The 17480-nt window shown below is 64.5% G+C and carries 6 protein-coding genes and 2 pseudogenes; all 8 read right to left on the reverse strand.

The window, feature by feature from the left end; genetic code table 11:
- Nucleotides 1-31: 31 nt before the first annotated feature.
- Entirely contained in the window at nt 32-1813 is a 1782-nt protein-coding gene (locus AC56QQ_RS21850) for a glucan ABC transporter ATP-binding protein/ permease (protein WP_497123331.1), read from the reverse strand.
- A gap of 516 nt (nt 1814-2329) precedes the next feature.
- Nucleotides 2330-10917, reverse strand: a pseudogene (locus AC56QQ_RS21855) (glycoside hydrolase family 94 protein).
- A gap of 267 nt (nt 10918-11184) precedes the next feature.
- Entirely contained in the window at nt 11185-11772 is a 588-nt protein-coding gene (locus tag AC56QQ_RS21860) for a HutD/Ves family protein (RefSeq protein WP_489860835.1), read from the reverse strand.
- 12 nt (nt 11773-11784) lie between these two features.
- A pseudogene (gene hutU, locus AC56QQ_RS21865) lies at nt 11785-13457 on the reverse strand (urocanate hydratase).
- Complete coding sequence (locus AC56QQ_RS21870; RefSeq protein WP_489860833.1) at nt 13454-13828, reverse strand: hypothetical protein; 375 nt, start codon at nt 13826-13828, stop codon at nt 13454-13456. The pseudogene hutU and the gene AC56QQ_RS21870 overlap by 4 nt, the downstream one beginning before the upstream one ends.
- A gap of 27 nt (nt 13829-13855) precedes the next feature.
- Complete coding sequence (gene hutG, locus AC56QQ_RS21875; protein WP_489860832.1) at nt 13856-14674, reverse strand: N-formylglutamate deformylase; 819 nt, start codon at nt 14672-14674, stop codon at nt 13856-13858.
- Entirely contained in the window at nt 14674-16215 is a 1542-nt protein-coding gene (hutH, locus tag AC56QQ_RS21880) for a histidine ammonia-lyase (RefSeq protein ID WP_489860831.1), read from the reverse strand. The genes hutG and hutH overlap by 1 nt, the downstream gene beginning before the upstream one ends.
- Nucleotides 16212-17444 (reverse strand): imidazolonepropionase, encoded by a 1233-nt coding sequence (gene hutI, locus AC56QQ_RS21885; RefSeq protein ID WP_497100772.1) that lies wholly within the window; start codon nt 17442-17444, stop codon nt 16212-16214. The genes hutH and hutI overlap by 4 nt, the downstream gene beginning before the upstream one ends.
- Nucleotides 17445-17480: the final 36 nt, after the last annotated feature.

Consider the following 17480-nt stretch of genomic DNA (forward strand, 5'->3'; position numbering starts at 1 on the left):
TTGCGGGAGAAGGCAGAGGCACTACCCCCGATCAGGCGGCTGCTTCCTGCTGCTGCTGGACCGTGCGGCTGAGGCGGCGAACCTCCTCGTCGTTGAGCAGGCCACCGGCACGCAGCAGGCTGGCAAAGCGGCCATTGCGCATCGACAGTTCCGCGAAGCCGCCCATCTCGACCACCCTGCCCTTGTCCATGAACACAACCAGATCGGCGTCGCGAACGGTGGTCAGGCGGTGGGCGATGATGAAGGTGGTGCGGTCGCGCCGCAATTCGTCGATCGCTTCCTTGACGCGGTCCTCGGTCTCGACGTCGAGGGCGCTGGTCGCTTCGTCGAGCACCAGGATCGGTGCATCCTTCAGCACGGCGCGGGCAATGGCGATGCGCTGGCGCTCGCCACCCGACAGCTGGCCGCCGCGTTCGCCAACCAGCGTATCGTAGCCGCTGCTCTTGGCCAGGATGAAGTCCTGCGCGGCAGCCGCGTTGGCGGCGGCATGGATCTCGTCATTGGTCGCATCGGCGCGGCCGACGCGGATGTTGTCCTCGATCGAGCGGTTGAGCAGGCCGGCATCCTGGAACACGGTGGCGATCGAATGACGCAGCGACTTGCGGGTCACGGTGCGGGTGTCCATGCCGTCGATCAGGATACGCCCATGGGACGGCGAGAAGACGCGCTGCAAGAGGTTGATGAGCGTGGTCTTGCCGGCGCCCGTCGGGCCAACGATGGCGACCGTCTGACCGGCCTGAACCTCGAACGACACGTCGTCGATGCCTTGTCCCGAGTTGGCGAATTCGAAGCCGACATTCTCGAAGCGGACGTGGCCGGTGACGTTGGTCAGATCGCGCAAGCCATCCGGCTCGGCGGCGTCGGCGGCGGAGTCCTCGAGACGGTAGAAGTCCTCGAGCTTGGCGCGGGCCTCGGAAATCTGGTTGGCGAAGGCCGACATCTGGTCGAGCCGGGCGATCAGCAGCGTGGCAAAGCCGGTGAAGGCGATGACGTCGCCGATGCGCAGCTGGCCATGGGTGACCAGATAGGCGCCGATCAGAAGCACCACCATCATCGAAATGGTGGACGACAGGCGATGCAGCGCATTGGCCATCGCCCACCAGTCGAGCACCGGGTTCTGCGCGTCGAGCAGGTTCTTGACGTAGCGGCGCAGCGTATCGGCCTCATGGCCGAGGCGGTTGTAGCTTTGCAGCACGGCGACGTTGCTGACCGAATCCGTCACATGCGCGAACACCTGGTGATAGTGGCGCTCCACGGCGGCCTGGCCTGCCTTGGTGCGCTTCATCACCAGCCGGCCGATGCAGACATAGAGCGCGCCGAGCGCCAGCAGGACCAGCGACATGCGCAGATCCATGCTGATGGCCGTCGGCACCAGCAGGACAAGGGCAACGGCAGTGGACAGATGCTGACGCATGAATTCGAGCCACAGGCTAAACAGCGTCTCGACCGCGCGCAACAGCGTGTGCAAGGCGTTGGAGGTGCCGCGCTGATGGTGCCAGGCGAGCGGCATGGTGATCACGCGTTCGAAAGACTGGCAAAGCACCTCGCTGCGCCGCTTGTGGGCGAAACGGTCGGCGCCGCGCGCCACCAGAACGAAGGCGACGATGTTGAAGGCGCCCAGGCCCGCCCACAGGGCAAGCGTGGTAAACACGGAACCGCGCTCGGAAATCGCATCGATCACCCGGCCGAACATGATCGGCTCGAGGATGGCGATGATGGCGAGAGCGACGTTGGCCGAACAGATCAACGCGACGCGTTTCCTGTCTTCGGCCAGATAACCGAGCGCTCTCCAGTAGATTTGCAGAAGGGTCACCCCAGTTACTCCGCCACGCTGTTTATTGTGCACTGCATCATTTGACTCGTACCGCTTGATACGTCGCAAAACAATGGCCGTGTACCTCTTCAGTTCCCTCTGAGCGAACAAAAGATGGCGACGTTCCGAAATCTGCCGTGATCACCTAACGGTTTGAGAAGACAGCTAAAATGTCAGGCATGCGGCGGAATCATGGCAGACGGCCAGTGCTGCCGCAATTTTAATCACCAAGGATGTCGGGCGGATGACGAGGGGCTGAAATCGCCTTCTCAACAGTACGCTCAAAGTAACGCGCCCTGGCGGCTCCTAGGGATCGCCGGGAGGCCAAGATTCACCTGGGGGGAACGCCCAGGCGTGATGCATCAAAGTATTGATTCTAAATAATTACCAGTCCCGATCCGGGCCCCACTCTCGAACACGGCCCCAAGCGACTTGGCGCCGTGTTCCATCATGCCGTCGTCCCCAAACCGCGTCACCCAGGAGTCAAGCCGAGGGCGTGCTGCCGGGCGACATGGGTCAGGCCGGGATTCTGATGACGACGTCAGCAACCTCGCCACTTTTTAGCTCAACCGTCGAAACCTTGGTCTTTGCCCCATTCAGCTCCAATGAAACCGTCTTGGTCTTATTGTCGCGGATGACGCGAACCCTGAGTTCCGCGCCCAGCATCTTGAGGGTCGCCGAATACCCGTCCCAGTGGCTGGGGAGCTTCGGCTTGAACTGGACGCGCTTGCCACGCCGTTCGATGCCCAGGATGCCTTCGACCGCCGCCCTGTAGAGCCAGCCGGCGGAGCCGGTGTACCAGGTCCAGCCGCCACGGCCGCCCTTGTCGTCCCCGGCGTAGATATCGGCCGCAACCACATAGGGCTCGACGCGATAGTGCTCGGCCGAAGCCTCGTCGATCGCATGGTTGACCGGATTAAGCATCGAGAAACAGCGATAGGCCTCGTCGGTCAGCCCCATTTCGGCGAGCGCGATGACGAACCATGTGGCGGCGTGGGTGTACTGGCCGCCATTCTCGCGAACACCGGGTGGATAGCTCTTGATGTAGCCCGGGTCCTTGTCCGTCTTCGAGAAGGGTGGTGTGAACAGCTTGACGATGTTGAGCTTGTCGTCGACGAGCAGCTTCGTCGCCTGCTCCATCGCCGTCGTCGACCGCGCCGGGTCGCCCTCTCCCGAAAGCACGCTCCAGGACTGGGCAATCGAATCGATCTTGCACTCTTGCGAGGATCGCGAGCCGAGCGGCGTGCCGTCATCGAAGCTGCCACGCCGGTACCATTCGCCGTCCCATGCCGTACTCTCGAGCGCCCGCTTCAGCGCATCGGCATGCTTTGCCCAGGCTTGCGCATGCTTGGCATCACCCTCGGTCTTGGCGACGGCGGCGAAGTCGCCCAGGGTCTTCAGGAGGAACCAGCCCAGCCAGACGCTCTCACCTTTGCCCTGCTCGCCGACGCGGTTCATGCCGTCGTTCCAGTCGCCGCCAAGGATCAGCGGTAGCCCGGCGGGGCTGCTGCGCTTGATGGCAAGATCGAGCGCTCGCGCGCAATGATCGTAGAGCGAGGCCGTCTTCTTCGAAACTTCCGGAGTGAAGAAGGCATCGTGCTCGCCCTCGCCCAGAGCCTGTCCGTCGATGAAGGGCAGTTGCTCCTTCAGGATGGTGGCGTCGCCAGTCACCAGCAGATAGCGCGCCGTGGCATGGGCCAGCCAGACCACATCGTCGGAGATCATGGTGCGCACGCCGGCGCCGGTGCGCGGCAGCCACCAGTGCTGTACGTCGCCTTCGGGGAATTGCCGCCGCGCGGCGTTGAGGATCTGGTCACGCGCCAGCTGCGGATCATGGGCCAGCAACGCCAGCGTGTCCTGCAACTGGTCGCGGAAGCCGAAAGCGCCACTTGCCTGATAGAAGGCGGAGCGGGCGCGGATGCGGCAGGCCAGGCTCTGATAGGGCAGCCAGTGGTTGACCATGGCGTCGAGCGCCTTGTCCGGCGTCTCGACCTGGATGGTGTCGAGGAAGCCGCGCCACTCGCGCTCGTTGTCGGCCAGCCGCTTGTCGAAATCCTTGGCCCGGTGCTGCTGCACCAAGGCGCTGGCTTCCTCGACGGACTCGGCATCGCCAAGCAGCCACAGCAGCGTCACGTCGCCGCCGGCGGGAATCTCGATGTCACGGGCGATCGCCGCGCAAGGATCGTCTCCAGCTTCGACACGGCCCGTGAGTGCCGCGCCACTCAGCACCGCGTGCGGAAGCTCGCTGGTGCCGTGCCGGCCGAGGAACTCCGAGCGGTCGGTCGTCACCGAGTGCACGCCACCGTCGGCGGCCAGGAAGGCCACCCGCTCGCTGAAATCGAGCCCGTAGGGGTTTTGCGCCAGCAACGCACCGGTGGCAGCGTCGCGGGACGGGACGATGGTTGCCGCCGTGCGCGAGCGATGCCCGCCGAGCACCCATTCGGCATAGGCATAGACACGCAGCCGCGCCGGCACCGAACCGGAATTCTGGATGCGCAATCGCGAAATTTTCACCGGATCGACCGGATCGACGACATAGGTAAGATCCATCGACAAGGGTCCGCGCCTCGAGCGGAAAGTCGAGAAACCCTGGCCGTGCCAGGCCTCGTAGGTCATCGAGGGATCGCGCACCACGGCGGCGAGCGGCGAGAACGCCTTGCCGCTGGCCTGATCGTAGATGTAGAGGCCCTCACCCGGCCGGTTCGAGACCGGGTCGTTCGACCACGGTGTCAGCTGATAATCGCGGCTGTTGCGGCTCCAGGTAAACGCAGCGCCCTCGGCCGAGATATGGAAGCCGAACGAAGCGTTGGAGACGACGTTGATCCACGGCTGCGGCGTGGTGCGCCGGCCGGCGAGGCGCACGACATAGTGCCGCCCGTCGCCGTCAAAACCGCCAAAGCCGTTCCACTGGCTGAGCCCGCTTCCGTCGGCGCTGGCATTCGCCACCGCCTGCGAGGCAAAGGCATGCGCCGTCGGCGCAAGCGAAGGCAGGTCGCGCGGGACCAGCGATCCTGCCGGCTGCAGGGGTTCGCGCGCCTGCAGGGCAGCCGCCTCCGCCCGCTCGATCTGATCGAAGATGGTGCCGTTGCGCGTGTGCAGGACGACGCGGGCGACGGCGAGCAGCGTCTTGTAGGTGGTCTCGTCCATCAGGTCGCGGCGGACCGCGAAAATGTGCTGGCGAGGCCCGAGTTCCTTGCCGCGCAGGCGGCTGTTTTCGCACAGCGTCTCGACCGCACGCTGCAGGTCCTGGACGTAGGAGGACGCCTGCTCGTTGACGACGACGAAATCGATCATCATGCCGCGGGTGCGCATGTACTCCTGGAAACGCAGCGCCTGGGCGACGATCTCCAGGTCGGCGACGTCGCCGATCCTGACCAGGAAGATCGGGAAATCGCCCGAAATGCTGGTCGGCCACAGGCTCGACTGCTTGCCCAGCCCCGAGGCGATGGATTCGGCGGGGAGACGCAGGAACGGATCCGGATAGATCAGATAGCGCGCCAGCTTCTGCACGTTTGCGGCATCGGTCAGGCTGAGGCCCATATGGCGGGTCTGCACCTGGCTGCGGGTCCAGGCGAGCATGGCCTGGCGAGCGAAACTCTCCGGATGGTCGAGCCGGGCGACGGCCTCCTCCAGTTCAGTGCGGCTGGCGCCGACGACGGTCCAGAAGGTCAGGGATATCTTCTTGTTGGCGGGCACGCGCACCGGCGGCGCAGCGCGGCGACGGGATCGAGAGTGAACCCCGAATGGCCCCCAAGCCTGGCGCCCGGATCGAAAGCGGCCGCATCGACGATGGTGCGGCCACGGCCGATGAAGGCTCGCCTGTCGGTCTCGGCCTCGGCATCACGCGCCAATCCCGACGGATCGGTGACGAAATGCACCATGGCGACATCGGGCTCGCTGGTTTCGCGCTTGCGCCGCGTGGCGAAGATCGCACTGTTGTTCGACGCGATCTCGGTCTCGACGAACATCTTCGAGAAGGCCGGATGCGCGTTGTCCGATGCCTCCAGCCCGAGCACCAGTTCGGCAAAGGAGGTCACTTCGATGTGACGGTCGGATGGGCCGTCATTGTAGAGGGTGACCCGACGGCCCTCGCCATTTCCTTCCGAAATGACGATGCATTCGACCTCGGAGCGCAAGGTGCCCACCGATTTGACGAAGCTCGCCTTGTCGTCGGAGAACAGGGTCTGCGCCTTTTCCTCGGCGGCGTGCTTCGGCTCCGCGGTCGCCGACCACCAGTCGCCGGTGCCGGCATCGCGCAGGAAGATGTAGGAGCCGAGCCGGTCCTCGGTAGGGTCCGGCTGCCAGCGGGTGATGGAGAGATCGCCCCAGCGGCTGTAGCCGGAGCCGGTCGCGGTGACCATCACCGAATAACGGCCGTTGGACATCACACTGGTCGAACGCAGCGCCCGCAACGGATCGAGCACGATGCGGGTGTCGGGGCTCTCGATCTCGGTCTCGTCCTTGGCGCGTTCGTCGGCCTCGGTCCTGACGGTCGCGGTCGGGATGTCGCGCGGCGCCCGCTCCTGCAGCAGCAGTTCGGCGGATTCGATGACCGGATCGCTGTGGAACCGGTCGCGCATGCGGCCTTCAAAGATGGCATCGGCAACCGCCACGATCGACATGCCCGAATGGTGGGCCATGTAGTTCTGCACGACGACATGATCGGTGCCTTCCGGTACGCGCTGCGGCGTGAAGTCGACGGCATCGTAGTAGCCGTGGCGGCCTAGCGCGCCGACCTCCCGCAACCGCGCGAGGTTCTGCACGGCTTCACGCGGGTTGAACTGCGCCGCCAGCACGGTCGCGTAAGGCGCAATCACCGTGTTCTGGCCGAGACCACGCTTCAGCCCGAGGCCAGGGACGCCGAAATTGGTATACTGGTAGGTCAGTTCGCGGTCGCGGGCGTTATAGGCCGCTTCCGAAATGCCCCATGGCACGTTCTTCTGGCGGCCGTACTGGATCTGACGCTTGATGATCAGCTTGCTGGTCTGGTTCAGAATACTGCCTTGCGGCTCTTTCATCACCAGCGGCGGCATCAGATACTCGAACATCGAGCCGGACCACGACATGAGCGCGCCCTGGAAGCCGATCTCGACGATCGGCCGGCCAAGACGGAACCAGTGCTCGGTAGGCAGGTCACCCTTGGCGATGGCGAACAGGCTGGTCAGCCGCGCCTCGGACGCGAGAAGGTCGTAGCAGCTTTCATCGAGTTGGTGTTCCTCGACACGGTAGCCGATCGACAGCAGCTTGCGTTCAGGCCGCATCAGGAAGGAGAAATCCATTTCGAAGGCAAAGCGGCGCGTGCGCTCGCGCAAGGTCAAGAGCTTGGCGCGCAGGGCCTCGACAGCGTTGTCGTCGCTGTGCGCGTCATGGACATGCGCCTCACAACTGGCTTCCAGCCTTGCCGCCCAATCGACGATGATGTCGCTCTGGGCCGATGCGGCCTCGGTATGGATGGCAGCGGCGAGTTTGCGGATCTCGCCGGCCAGCACGGCCAGATTGATGGTGCGGATCGACGCCATTTCCGGCTGCGCCTTGATGGTTTCGACCGCGCGCCGCATGCCGTCGAGACGGTCCGCCAGGCGCTGACGCAACGGGCGCAGCTGGCGGCGGTCGTCAGGCAAATCGTCGAGGCTTTCGCTGAGGATGGTGACCGTGTCGAGGATGCCTTCGAAATCGCCCTGGAGGTGCACGGAGGGCGCTTCCGCCCACTCGGCACAGGCTGCCGCCACCGCCACCAGATGGCCGGCAAGATTTCCGCTGTCGACAGCGGAAATATAGAGCGGATAAAGCGGCTTCAGCGTCGTCGTGTCATACCAGTTGAAGAGGTGGCCACGGTCGCGCGGCATGCCCTCGATGGTGGTCATCGTGGCGTCGATGCGGGTAATGGCATCGGACAGGCTGATCCAGCCGAAGTCTCGCGCCGAGACGACGGACAGCAGATAGACGCCGATATTGGTTGGCGAGGTGCGTGGCGCCACGACCGGCGCCGGACTTTCCTGGAAATTGTCCGGCGGCAGATTGTGATGCTCGGCCGTTACGAAGCTCTCGAAATAGTGCCACGTGCGCCGCGCCACCGTGCGCAGCGCATGGATGTCGGCGGCTGAGATGCGCAGCCGGTCCTCGGTTTCGGCCGAACGGCTGATCCAGGCGGCGATGGCCGGCGAGGCGATCCAGAACAGGGCGAAGAAGAAGGCGACGAAGGCGCCGGTGGAATCGGCCAGCACCGGTATGGCGAGACCGACGAAGCCGATGATCACGGCGCCATACATCATGCCGTAATAGGAGCCGAGATCGTTGTCGCCGCTCTTGTGCGCCTGCGAGGCGGTGCGCCATTCCAGCAGGTTCTGGCGGCTGACCAACAGCCGGTAGAGCGTGCGCACGATGGCGTCGCCCATCATCCAGGCATTATGCGCCATCAGCACGATCTTGAGCGCAACCATGGCTGTGCCGAAGGCGACGTCACGCGCCAGTGCCGAGAAATGACCGCGCGGCGTCTGGTCGCCGCTCTTGGGCAGGATGGCGTTGACGACGTCGAATGTCGGCGCCATGAACAGGCTGAGGATGAGCAGGGCCTGCCACTGCGCGGCCTGCGTGAAGGGCAGCAGCGTCCAGCCGGCGATCGCCGCCATCACCCAGAAGATCGGCGTCAGCGAGCGACGCAGGTTGTCGACCATCTTCCAGCGCGACAAGGCCGGCACGCCGGAGCGCGGATCGAGGATGAAGCCAAGAAGCTGCCAGTCGCCACGCGCCCAGCGATGGTGACGCGAGGCGTCGACCGAGTAGCGTGTCGGGTAGTCCTCGACCAGCTCGACGTCGGTGACCAGCGCCGAGCGCGCCAGCGCACCTTCGAGCAGATCGTGGCTGAGGATGGTGTTTTCCTCGATGCGACCCTGCAGCGCCGCCTCGAAGGCGTCGACATGATAAAGGCCCTTGCCGGTGAAGGAGCCGTCGCCGAAGACGTCCTGATAGAGATCGGATACGGCAAACACATAAGGATCGAGGCCGCGATTGGCCGAGAAGACCCGCTGGAAGAACGACGCATCGTCACCACTGGTCAGCGACGCGGTGATGCGCGGTTGCAGGATGGTGTAGCCGGCCGTGACCACCCGCTTGGTCGCATCGAAATGCGGACGGTTAAGCGGATGGCAGAGCTTGCCGACGAGGGTCGCGACGGCGTCGCGGGTGGTGCGCGTGTCGGCATCGAGCGTCATCACATGGACGACGTTTTCCGGCAGCGGCACGTCGAGCGGCAGGAACGTGGTGTCGCTGTCGCCGCGCAGCAGGAGGTCGAGCTCATGCAGCTTGCCGCGCTTGCGCTCCCAGCCCATCCAGGCGCCCTGGGCGGCGTTGAAGAGACGGCGCCGGTGCAGGATGTAGAAGCGCGATGCGCCTTGCGAGGGATAGCGGGCGTTCAGGCGGGCGATCTCGGCGCGGGCGAATTCGAGTATCTCGGTGTCCGCCGCATCGATCTCGGTCTTGCTGTCGGGCCAGTCCGACAGCAGCGCGAAGTAGATTTCATCCGCCGTGTTGGCGAGGTAATGCACCTCGATGTTGCGGATGTTTTCCTCGACGTCGTCGCGCGAGCCGATCAGCGACGGCACCACCACCAGGGTGCGCGCCTCGGACGGTACACCGTGCTTGTAGTCGTAGCCGACGAGGCGCGTCGGCTTCAGGAACAGCGACGCGACGGTGTTGAAGAAGGCGAGCGCACCCTCGCTGGCCGGCACCGCGAACAGCGCCAGCATCAAGACGATCGACGGCACCGACAGGCCCAGATTGGCCAGGGCGTTGCCGGAGAGGACGAGAAGCAGAGCCGTCAGCGCAAACACCGGTACGACGATGCCAAGCCATCCGGTCTTGCGGAACGCGCGTTTGGTCGTCTGGCTGACCGTCGGCCGGTAGCCGATCGCCTTTTCCAGTTCCAGCCGGCGCGGGCCGACAAGAAAGAAACCGACATCGGTGTGGGCGGACGCAGCCGGAGCGGCATCACCTTCACTATGACCAATGATGGTCCCGCTGGCGGCGTGACCGGCCAGTTCGATGGCCTTCTCGGCGACGCGATATTCCGAAAGGTTCGAGCGGCGCGCCAGTTCCTCGATCGCGGTCCGGTACTGGTCACGCGAGAAGAAGTCGAGCGCGGCGAAATCGGTGCGCTCGCGCAGCACGGTATCGATGCGGCTGACGCCTTCGAACCACACCGTCCAGTCGACGTCGTTGATGAGGCGCAGGCCGCGGATGATGTTTCCGGTCGTCACATTGCCGCTGGACAGCGTGTGATGTTCGGAAATGATGATTTCCTCGGCGTCGGAGCCGGTCTTTTCGAGCTCGCCTTCCAGCCACTCCAGGGCCTTGCCTGCGTTCTGCGATCCATCGCGCAAGCGGTAGAGCAGCTGGGTGGCGAAGGTGGTGTCCTGCGCGTGGGCGCTGAAGTTGGACAGGATCGCCTGACGGTCGGGGGTGTCGTCGGTCGCCAGAACCTTGTCCGCCACGTCGTTGGCGATCTGGCGCATCTGGCGGGTGCGATTGACCCTGACCGCCAGCCGGCGGAGATTTTCGATCAGGACGAAGCGCAACAATGAGGGCAGCGCCCAGAGTTCGCCGATCTTCAGCGGCTCGACCGACTGAAAGCCCTGGACGATCGACTTGAACATCGTCGCCGAGACGGAACTGTCCGAATGCGCCACATAGGTCCAGGCCAGCGCCAGCGCGCGCGGCACGCTGCCGCTGTCGGGCAGTTTCAGGGTGGGCAGCTGGCGGTAGAAGCGGCGCGGCAGGTCGCGCTTGACCTGGAAGATGGTTTCTTCGACCAGATAGTTGTTGTCGAGAAGCCACTGTGCCGCCGGCGTGATCGTCTCGCCTCGCGCCTGCGCGGCGTTGGTCGAACGGTAGACCTCCAAAATCTTCTTGGCGCTGTCGCGGATACGGGCCTGAAAATCGAACGGCGTCAGGCCGAAGAGATCCGTCAGGTCGCCTTTTGCGAGGCTTTCGCCAAGCAGCCGAAGGCGGTCTTCGGGCAGGAAATTGGATCGGATCGGCTCTTCCGTGATTACCGGGAAGCTCGCGCTTGTCTTCTCGATTTGGGCAGGGTTCGTCTGAATATTCATTGAAAATTCCGTATGCGGCACTCAGCGGCGTCACCGCCACGGCAATGGCCCTAAAACCGATTCAAATGCAATTGGTTGCATAAACCCCAATTGCCGAAAGTTTGTTTCCGCACCACGACAGGGCGTCATCTCTCAGCAAAAATTCAAAGACGTGCGCCCCTGTTCCCGTCAAGATCGATCGACGAAGAGGATTCAGGCTTTTTCGTGATGCCGCCAGCAGCTTACGCTATATTTCGCCGGCATCGCGATCATGTTTGGAAACAAGCGTTAATCGTTGCCGGTGACGCCGCCGATCCGGATCACGAACAGCGTCGTGTCATGGACGGGTTGGACAAGCAGGCTGGCGGTATCCGGGCCAGGCAGCAGCGTGTCCAGCGGCCCGAGGCGAACCGGTTCGGTGCCGGGCACAGTGATTTCCCCATTCAGGCACAGGATGAGGTTTATCCTCGCCTTGGTCTTGATTTCCACCGGCGCCGAAACCGCCAGACGCTCGACCGAATGCGTCATCCGGCTTCGGCGGGTCATGACATTGAGATCGGTGATCGGCCCGCCAATCAGCGCGGCCGCGGTCGGCACGTCAGCCGGAAAGGAAAGTGGGGCGGTCGCCCTGGTGACTGATATCGGCGGGCGGCCGGCAATATCGAGGACGATGCCCTCGCCTTCGAGCACGGCAAGCGTGCGATCGATCCCGGCAAATTGCGAGAACGGGCCGCTGCCCTCGACGCGCGCCATCGAGACGCGCCAGTCGAAGTCTTCGAGCCCGGCGCCTGCAGGCGAGACGGCGATTTCCGTCGTCACGCCGCCGCCGTTCTTCCACGGCATCGACCGGTATTCAGATGCCCGCAGGACGCGCATCGGTTCAACCACTCACCCGAGAATGCCGGGGAGATTGAGCTGATGCTCCTTCGCGCACTCGATGGCGATGTCGTAGCCGGCATCGGCATGGCGCATGACGCCGGTCGCCGGATCGTTCCACAACACCCGCTCCAGGCGCCTGGCTGCCTCGGGCGTGCCGTCGGCGACGATGACCATGCCGGCGTGCTGCGAGAAGCCCATGCCGACGCCGCCGCCATGATGCAGCGACACCCATGTGGCCCCTGACGCCGTGTTGAGCAACGCGTTGAGCAGCGGCCAGTCGGACACCGCGTCCGAGCCGTCCTTCATCGATTCGGTCTCGCGGTTCGGCGAAGCGACCGAGCCGGAATCGAGGTGATCGCGGCCGATGACGACCGGGGCCTTCAGCTCGCCCTTTGCGACCATCTCGTTGAAGGCGAGCCCCAGCCGATGGCGGTCGCCAAGACCAACCCAGCAGATGCGGGCCGGCAGGCCCTGGAAAGCGATGCGCTCGCGCGCCATGTCGAGCCAGTTGTGCAGGTGGGTGTTGCCGGGGGTGAGTTCGCGCACCTTGGCGTCGGTCTTGTAGATATCCTCCGGGTCGCCGGAAAGAGCTGCCCAGCGGAATGGGCCGATGCCGCGGCAAAACAGCGGGCGGATATAGGCCGGCACGAAACCGGGGAAAGCGAAGGCGTTCTCGAACCCCTCCTCCTTGGCCACCTGGCGGATGTTGTTGCCGTAGTCGAGCGTCGGCACGCCGGCGTTCCAGAATGCCACCATTGCCTCGACATGTTCGCGCATTGACGCGCGGGCGGCTTTTTCAACCGCTTTCGGGTCGGACGTCCGCTTCTCTCGCCACTCAGCCATCGTCCAACCCTTTGGCAGATAGCCGTTGATGGGGTCGTGGGCGGAGGTCTGGTCGGTGACCATATCGGGGCGGATGCCGCGTCTGAACATTTCCGGGACGATCTCGGCGGTATTGCCGAGCAGGCCGACAGACTTCGCCTCGCCGGCCTTGGTCCAGCGCTCGATCATCGCCATCGCCTCGTCCAGCGTCTCCGCCTTCTCGTCGACATAGCGGGTGCGTAGACGGAAATCGATCGAGTCCGGATTGCATTCGATGGCGAGACAGCAGGCGCCGGCCATGACGGCGGCCAGCGGCTGAGCACCACCCATGCCGCCGAGACCACCCGTCAGGATCCATCTGCCCTTGAGATTGCCGCCATAATGCTGGCGGCCGGCCTCGACGAAGGTCTCGTAGGTGCCCTGCACGATGCCTTGCGTGCCGATATAGATCCACGAGCCGGCCGTCATCTGGCCGTACATCATCAGGCCCTTCCTATCGAGCTCGTTGAATTTTTCCCAGGTCGCCCAGTGCGGCACAAGGTTGGAGTTGGCGATCAGCACGCGTGGTGCGTCGGGATGGGTGCGGAAGACGCCGACCGGCTTGCCCGACTGGACCAGCAAAGTCTCGTCATCGGCCAGCGTCCTCAGGGAGGCGACGATGCGGTCGAAGTCGTTCAGGTGCGCGCCGCCCGGCCGATGCCGCCATAGACGACCAGTTCGTTGGGGTTTTCGGCGACGTCCGGATCAAGGTTGTTCATCAGCATGCGCAGCGGCGCTTCGGTCAGCCAGGAGCGTGCGCTGATTTCTGTACCACGCGGGCTGCGGACTTCACGGATGTTGTGGCGAGGATTGTTCATCATTGTCCCTTTCGAATGAGGTGCGCGGCGTTGCGGTGGCCGTCAGCGCTGATCCAGGTGACCTGCTCATGGGCAGGGTCGGATGTATCGATGGTCATGGCGTAGCAGGCCCAGATGTCCGAGGGCGGCCACAGCGAGCAGTATTGGTCGCCACGCACGTCCCAGCGACCCTGCGACTGGGCGCCGGCTTTCGTGTAGATCGTGGCGCCGCCATCGTCGAAGCTCTGCGCCCAGTCAGGGCCTTCGACACGGGCACCTTTCAAGGTGGCGAGAATGTCAGCGCCCTTCATGGCCACTTCGGCGGCGGCCGCCGGAACGACCGCGGCCGAGAGCAGCCCGACGGCAAGAACAAATCTCCTGGCATGTCCGGTCATGGCATCCATCCCGAAAGCGTTGCCTGATCAGCGTTGCGCCCAGGCAATCGCGGTCTTAAGAATCTTTTCCAGCGTTGCGCGGATCGGCGCCGCGAACTCGGCATCGTAGGGAACCGGCCAATTGTCAGGCGCGCCCTTGCCTTCCGGCTCGCGCATGTAGCCACGGTTTGACAGCTCCATCTGCAGCGCATGGATGCCATCTTGAGGCTGACCGAAATGGCGCGTGATCCAGCCGCCCTTGAAGCGGCCGTTGACGACAGAGCTTTCGCCGGTTTCGGCCATGATCCGGCCGACCATCGCCTGCAAGTCCGGGTCAGCGCTCTTGCCGTCATTGGTGCCGAGATTGAACACCGGCAGCGTGCCCTCGAACAGCCGCGGCAGCACCGAGCGGATCGAGTGGCAGTCGTAGACGACGATCGTCTGGTGCAAGGTTCGCAGCCTGTCGATCTCGTCTTGCATGGCGGCATGATAGGGCACGAAGAATTTCTCGCGCCGCTCATCGACCTCCGACGGCCCCGGCTCCTCGCCCTCGCGGTAAAGCGGATCGCCGTCGAAAGTCTCGGTTGGGCAAAGCCCGGTCGTCGTCTGGCCGGGGTAGAGCGAGGCGCCGGACGGATCGCGGTTGACGTCGATGACGGTGCGCGAGATCGCGGTGTGAACGACAGTCGCTCCGAGGCCCGCGGCGAAGTCATAGAGCTTGTCGATCCACCAGTCGCAATCGCGGCGGCCGAGCCAGGGCGACACCAGCCGATTCTCGAGGCCGGCGAGGTCGATGCCGGTGTGCGGAATCGACACCAGCAGCGGTGCCGTGCCGCGCGTTACCGTGAGCCAGGGCGTTCTGGACATCATGCCGCTCCCGAAATCGACGGCAGTGCTATCGCGCCGGCAGCCCTGACTGTCGCGCCGCTGCGCACCATGGCGATGGCCTTTTCCATGTCGGGATGGAAATGCCGGTCATTGTCGAGATGCGGCACCTCGGCCCGGACCAGCTTGCGCACCGCTTCGAGCGCGGCGCTCGACGCCAGCGGCTGATGGAAGTCGCAGCCTTGCGCGGCGGCCAGCAATTCGATGCCGATCACCGCCGTTGCATTCTCGATCATGCCGATCAACCGGCGCGCGCCATGCGCGGCCATCGAAACGTGGTCTTCCTGGTTGGCCGAGGTGGGAATGGAATCGACGCTGGCCGGATAGGCCTTCTGCTTGTTCTCCGAGACAAGAGCAGCCGCTGTCACCTGCGGGATCATGAAGCCTGAATTCAGGCCCGGCTTCGGCGTCAGGAAGGCCGGCATGCCCGACAGCGCGGGATCGACCAGCATGGCGATGCGGCGTTCCGACAACGAGCCGATCTCGCAGACGGCGAGCGCGATCATGTCGGCGGCAAAGGCCACCGGCTCGGCGTGGAAGTTGCCGCCGGAAAGTGCCGTGTCGTCCTCGGCGAAGATCAGCGGATTGTCGGTGACGCCATTGGCCTCGGTGCCGAGCGTGTCGGCTGCCTGCCGCAGCACGGTGAGTGCCGCACCCATCACCTGCGGCTGGCAGCGCAAGCAATAAGGATCCTGCACGCGCTCGTCGCCGACCCGGTGCGATTCACGGATGGCGCTGCCGGCCATCAGGTTGCGCAAGGCGTCCGCCGTCTCGATCTGGCCACGGTGCTTTCTCAGCAGGTGGATGCGCGGATCGAAGGGGGCGTCGGAGCCCCTTGCCGCGTCGGTCGACAGCGCACCGGCGACCAGCGCCGACTGGTAGAGCACTTCGGCCTCGAACAAGGCGGCGAGCGCATAGGCCGTTGAAAACTGCGTACCGTTGAGCAGCGCCAGCCCTTCCTTGGCGCCCAGCGTCACCGGCTCCAGCCCGTGCGAGACAAAGGCGACCTTGGCCGGGAAACGGCCATGCGGGGTAAAGCATTCGCCGACGCCGATCATCACCGCCGTCATGTGCGACAGCGGCGCCAGATCACCCGACGCGCCGACCGAACCTTGCGCCGGCACCACCGGGATGACGTCGTTGGCCAGCATCGCTTCGAGCAACTCGATGGTTTGCGGCCGCACCCCAGACGCGCCCTGCGCCAGGCTGGCGAGCTTCAGCGCCATCATCAGCCTGCAAACAGCTGATGGCATCGGCTCGCCGACACCAGCGGCGTGCGACAGCACGATGTTGCGCTGCAAGGTCTCGAGATCCTCGGCGGGGATGCGGACGCTGGCCAGTTTGCCGAAGCCGGTGTTGATGCCATAGACCGGCTCACCCTTGGCAACGATCCGCGCCACCGCCTCGGCACTCGCCTTGATTTTTGGCTTGCAGGCATCGTCCAGCTTCGGCACGGCGCCGCGATAGATAGCGCGCCAGTCGGCCAGCGTCGCATTGCCGGGCTTGAGGGTCAGTTCGGTCATTGTCCTCTCCAGATACGGGCATGCAGCGGGTTGAAACCCATGCGGTAGACGAGTTCGGCGGGGCGCTCGATGTCCCAGATCGCCAGGTCGGCGGATTTGCCGGCTTCGAGCGTGCCGGTTTCGCCAAGCAGGCCCAGTGCACGGGCGGCCTCGCGGGTGATGCCGGCAAGGCATTCATCGACCGTCAGGCCAAACAAGGTCGCCGCCATGTTCATGGTCAAAAGCAGCGAGGTCAGCGGCGAGGTGCCGGGATTGTTGTCGGTGGCGACGGCCATCCTGACGCCGTGCTGCCGGAACAGGCCGATCGGCGGTTTCTTTGTCTCGCGGATAAAGTAATAGGCGCCGGGCAGGATCGTCGCCACGGTTCCCGCCTTCGCCATCGCCGCCGCACCGGCCTCATCGGTGTATTCGAGATGATCGGCCGACAACGCGCCGTAGCGGGCGGCGAGTTCGGCCCCATGCAGGTTGGACAATTGGTCGGCATGAAGCTTGACCGGCAGGCCTGCCACCTTGGCGGCATCGAAGACGCGCGCCATCTGCTCCGGCGAAAAAGCGATACCTTCGCAAAAACCGTCGACGGCATCGGCCAGCCCTTCGGCGGCGACCGCCGGGAGAATTTCTTTTGCGACCAGATCGATAAAGGCGTCCTTGTCGCCCTTGGCTTCCGGCGGCAGCGCATGGGCGCCAAGGAAGGTTGTGCGGATCGTCACCGGGCGTCTGTCGCCCAGCTGGCGGGCGGCACGCAGCGACTTCTGCTCATTTTCGAGGTCGAGCCCGTAACCGGACTTTACTTCCACCGTGGTTACGCCCTCGGCGATCAGCGCATCGAGGCGAGGCAGCGACTGCGCGACCAACTCATCCTGGCTGGCGGCACGTAAAGACTTGACCGAGGAGACAATGCCGCCGCCCGCTTTTGCAACTTCTTCATAGGTGGCGCCGGCCAGCCGCATCTCGAACTCGTTTGCACGGTTGCCGGCGTGGACAAGATGGGTGTGGCAATCGATCAGGCCAGGCGTGATCCAGCGGCCCTCGCAATCGACCGTCTCGTCCGGAGCAAGCGTTGCGGGCATCTCCGATTCGGGACCGGCGTAGACAATGCGGCCGTCACGCGCGGCGACCGCGCCATGTTCGACAACGCCAAGTCCGGCAGAACTTTTGGCCATGGTGACAAGGCGCGCATTGCGCCACAGGCGAAGCCCCCCTGCCCGGCGTTTGCTCTCTGCAACCATCATCTTTTCCGTTTCAATCGGCAGCGATTATGTATA

The sequence above is a fragment of the Mesorhizobium sp. RCAM 05099 genome, assembly GCF_059683685.1.

Excerpts from the sequence above, each read along its gene's own strand:
- AC56QQ_RS21870 (WP_489860833.1), bottom strand. The coding sequence starts at position 13,828 with ATGACCGGACATGCCAGGAGATTTGTTCTTGCCGTCGGGCTGCTCTCG.
- hutG (WP_489860832.1), bottom strand. The coding sequence starts at position 14,674 with ATGTCCAGAACGCCCTGGCTCACGGTAACGCGCGGCACGGCACCGCTG.
- hutH (WP_489860831.1), bottom strand. The coding sequence starts at position 16,215 with ATGACCGAACTGACCCTCAAGCCCGGCAATGCGACGCTGGCCGACTGG.
- AC56QQ_RS21860 (WP_489860835.1), bottom strand. The coding sequence starts at position 11,772 with ATGCGCGTCCTGCGGGCATCTGAATACCGGTCGATGCCGTGGAAGAAC.
- hutI (WP_497100772.1), bottom strand. The coding sequence starts at position 17,444 with ATGGTTGCAGAGAGCAAACGCCGGGCAGGGGGGCTTCGCCTGTGGCGC.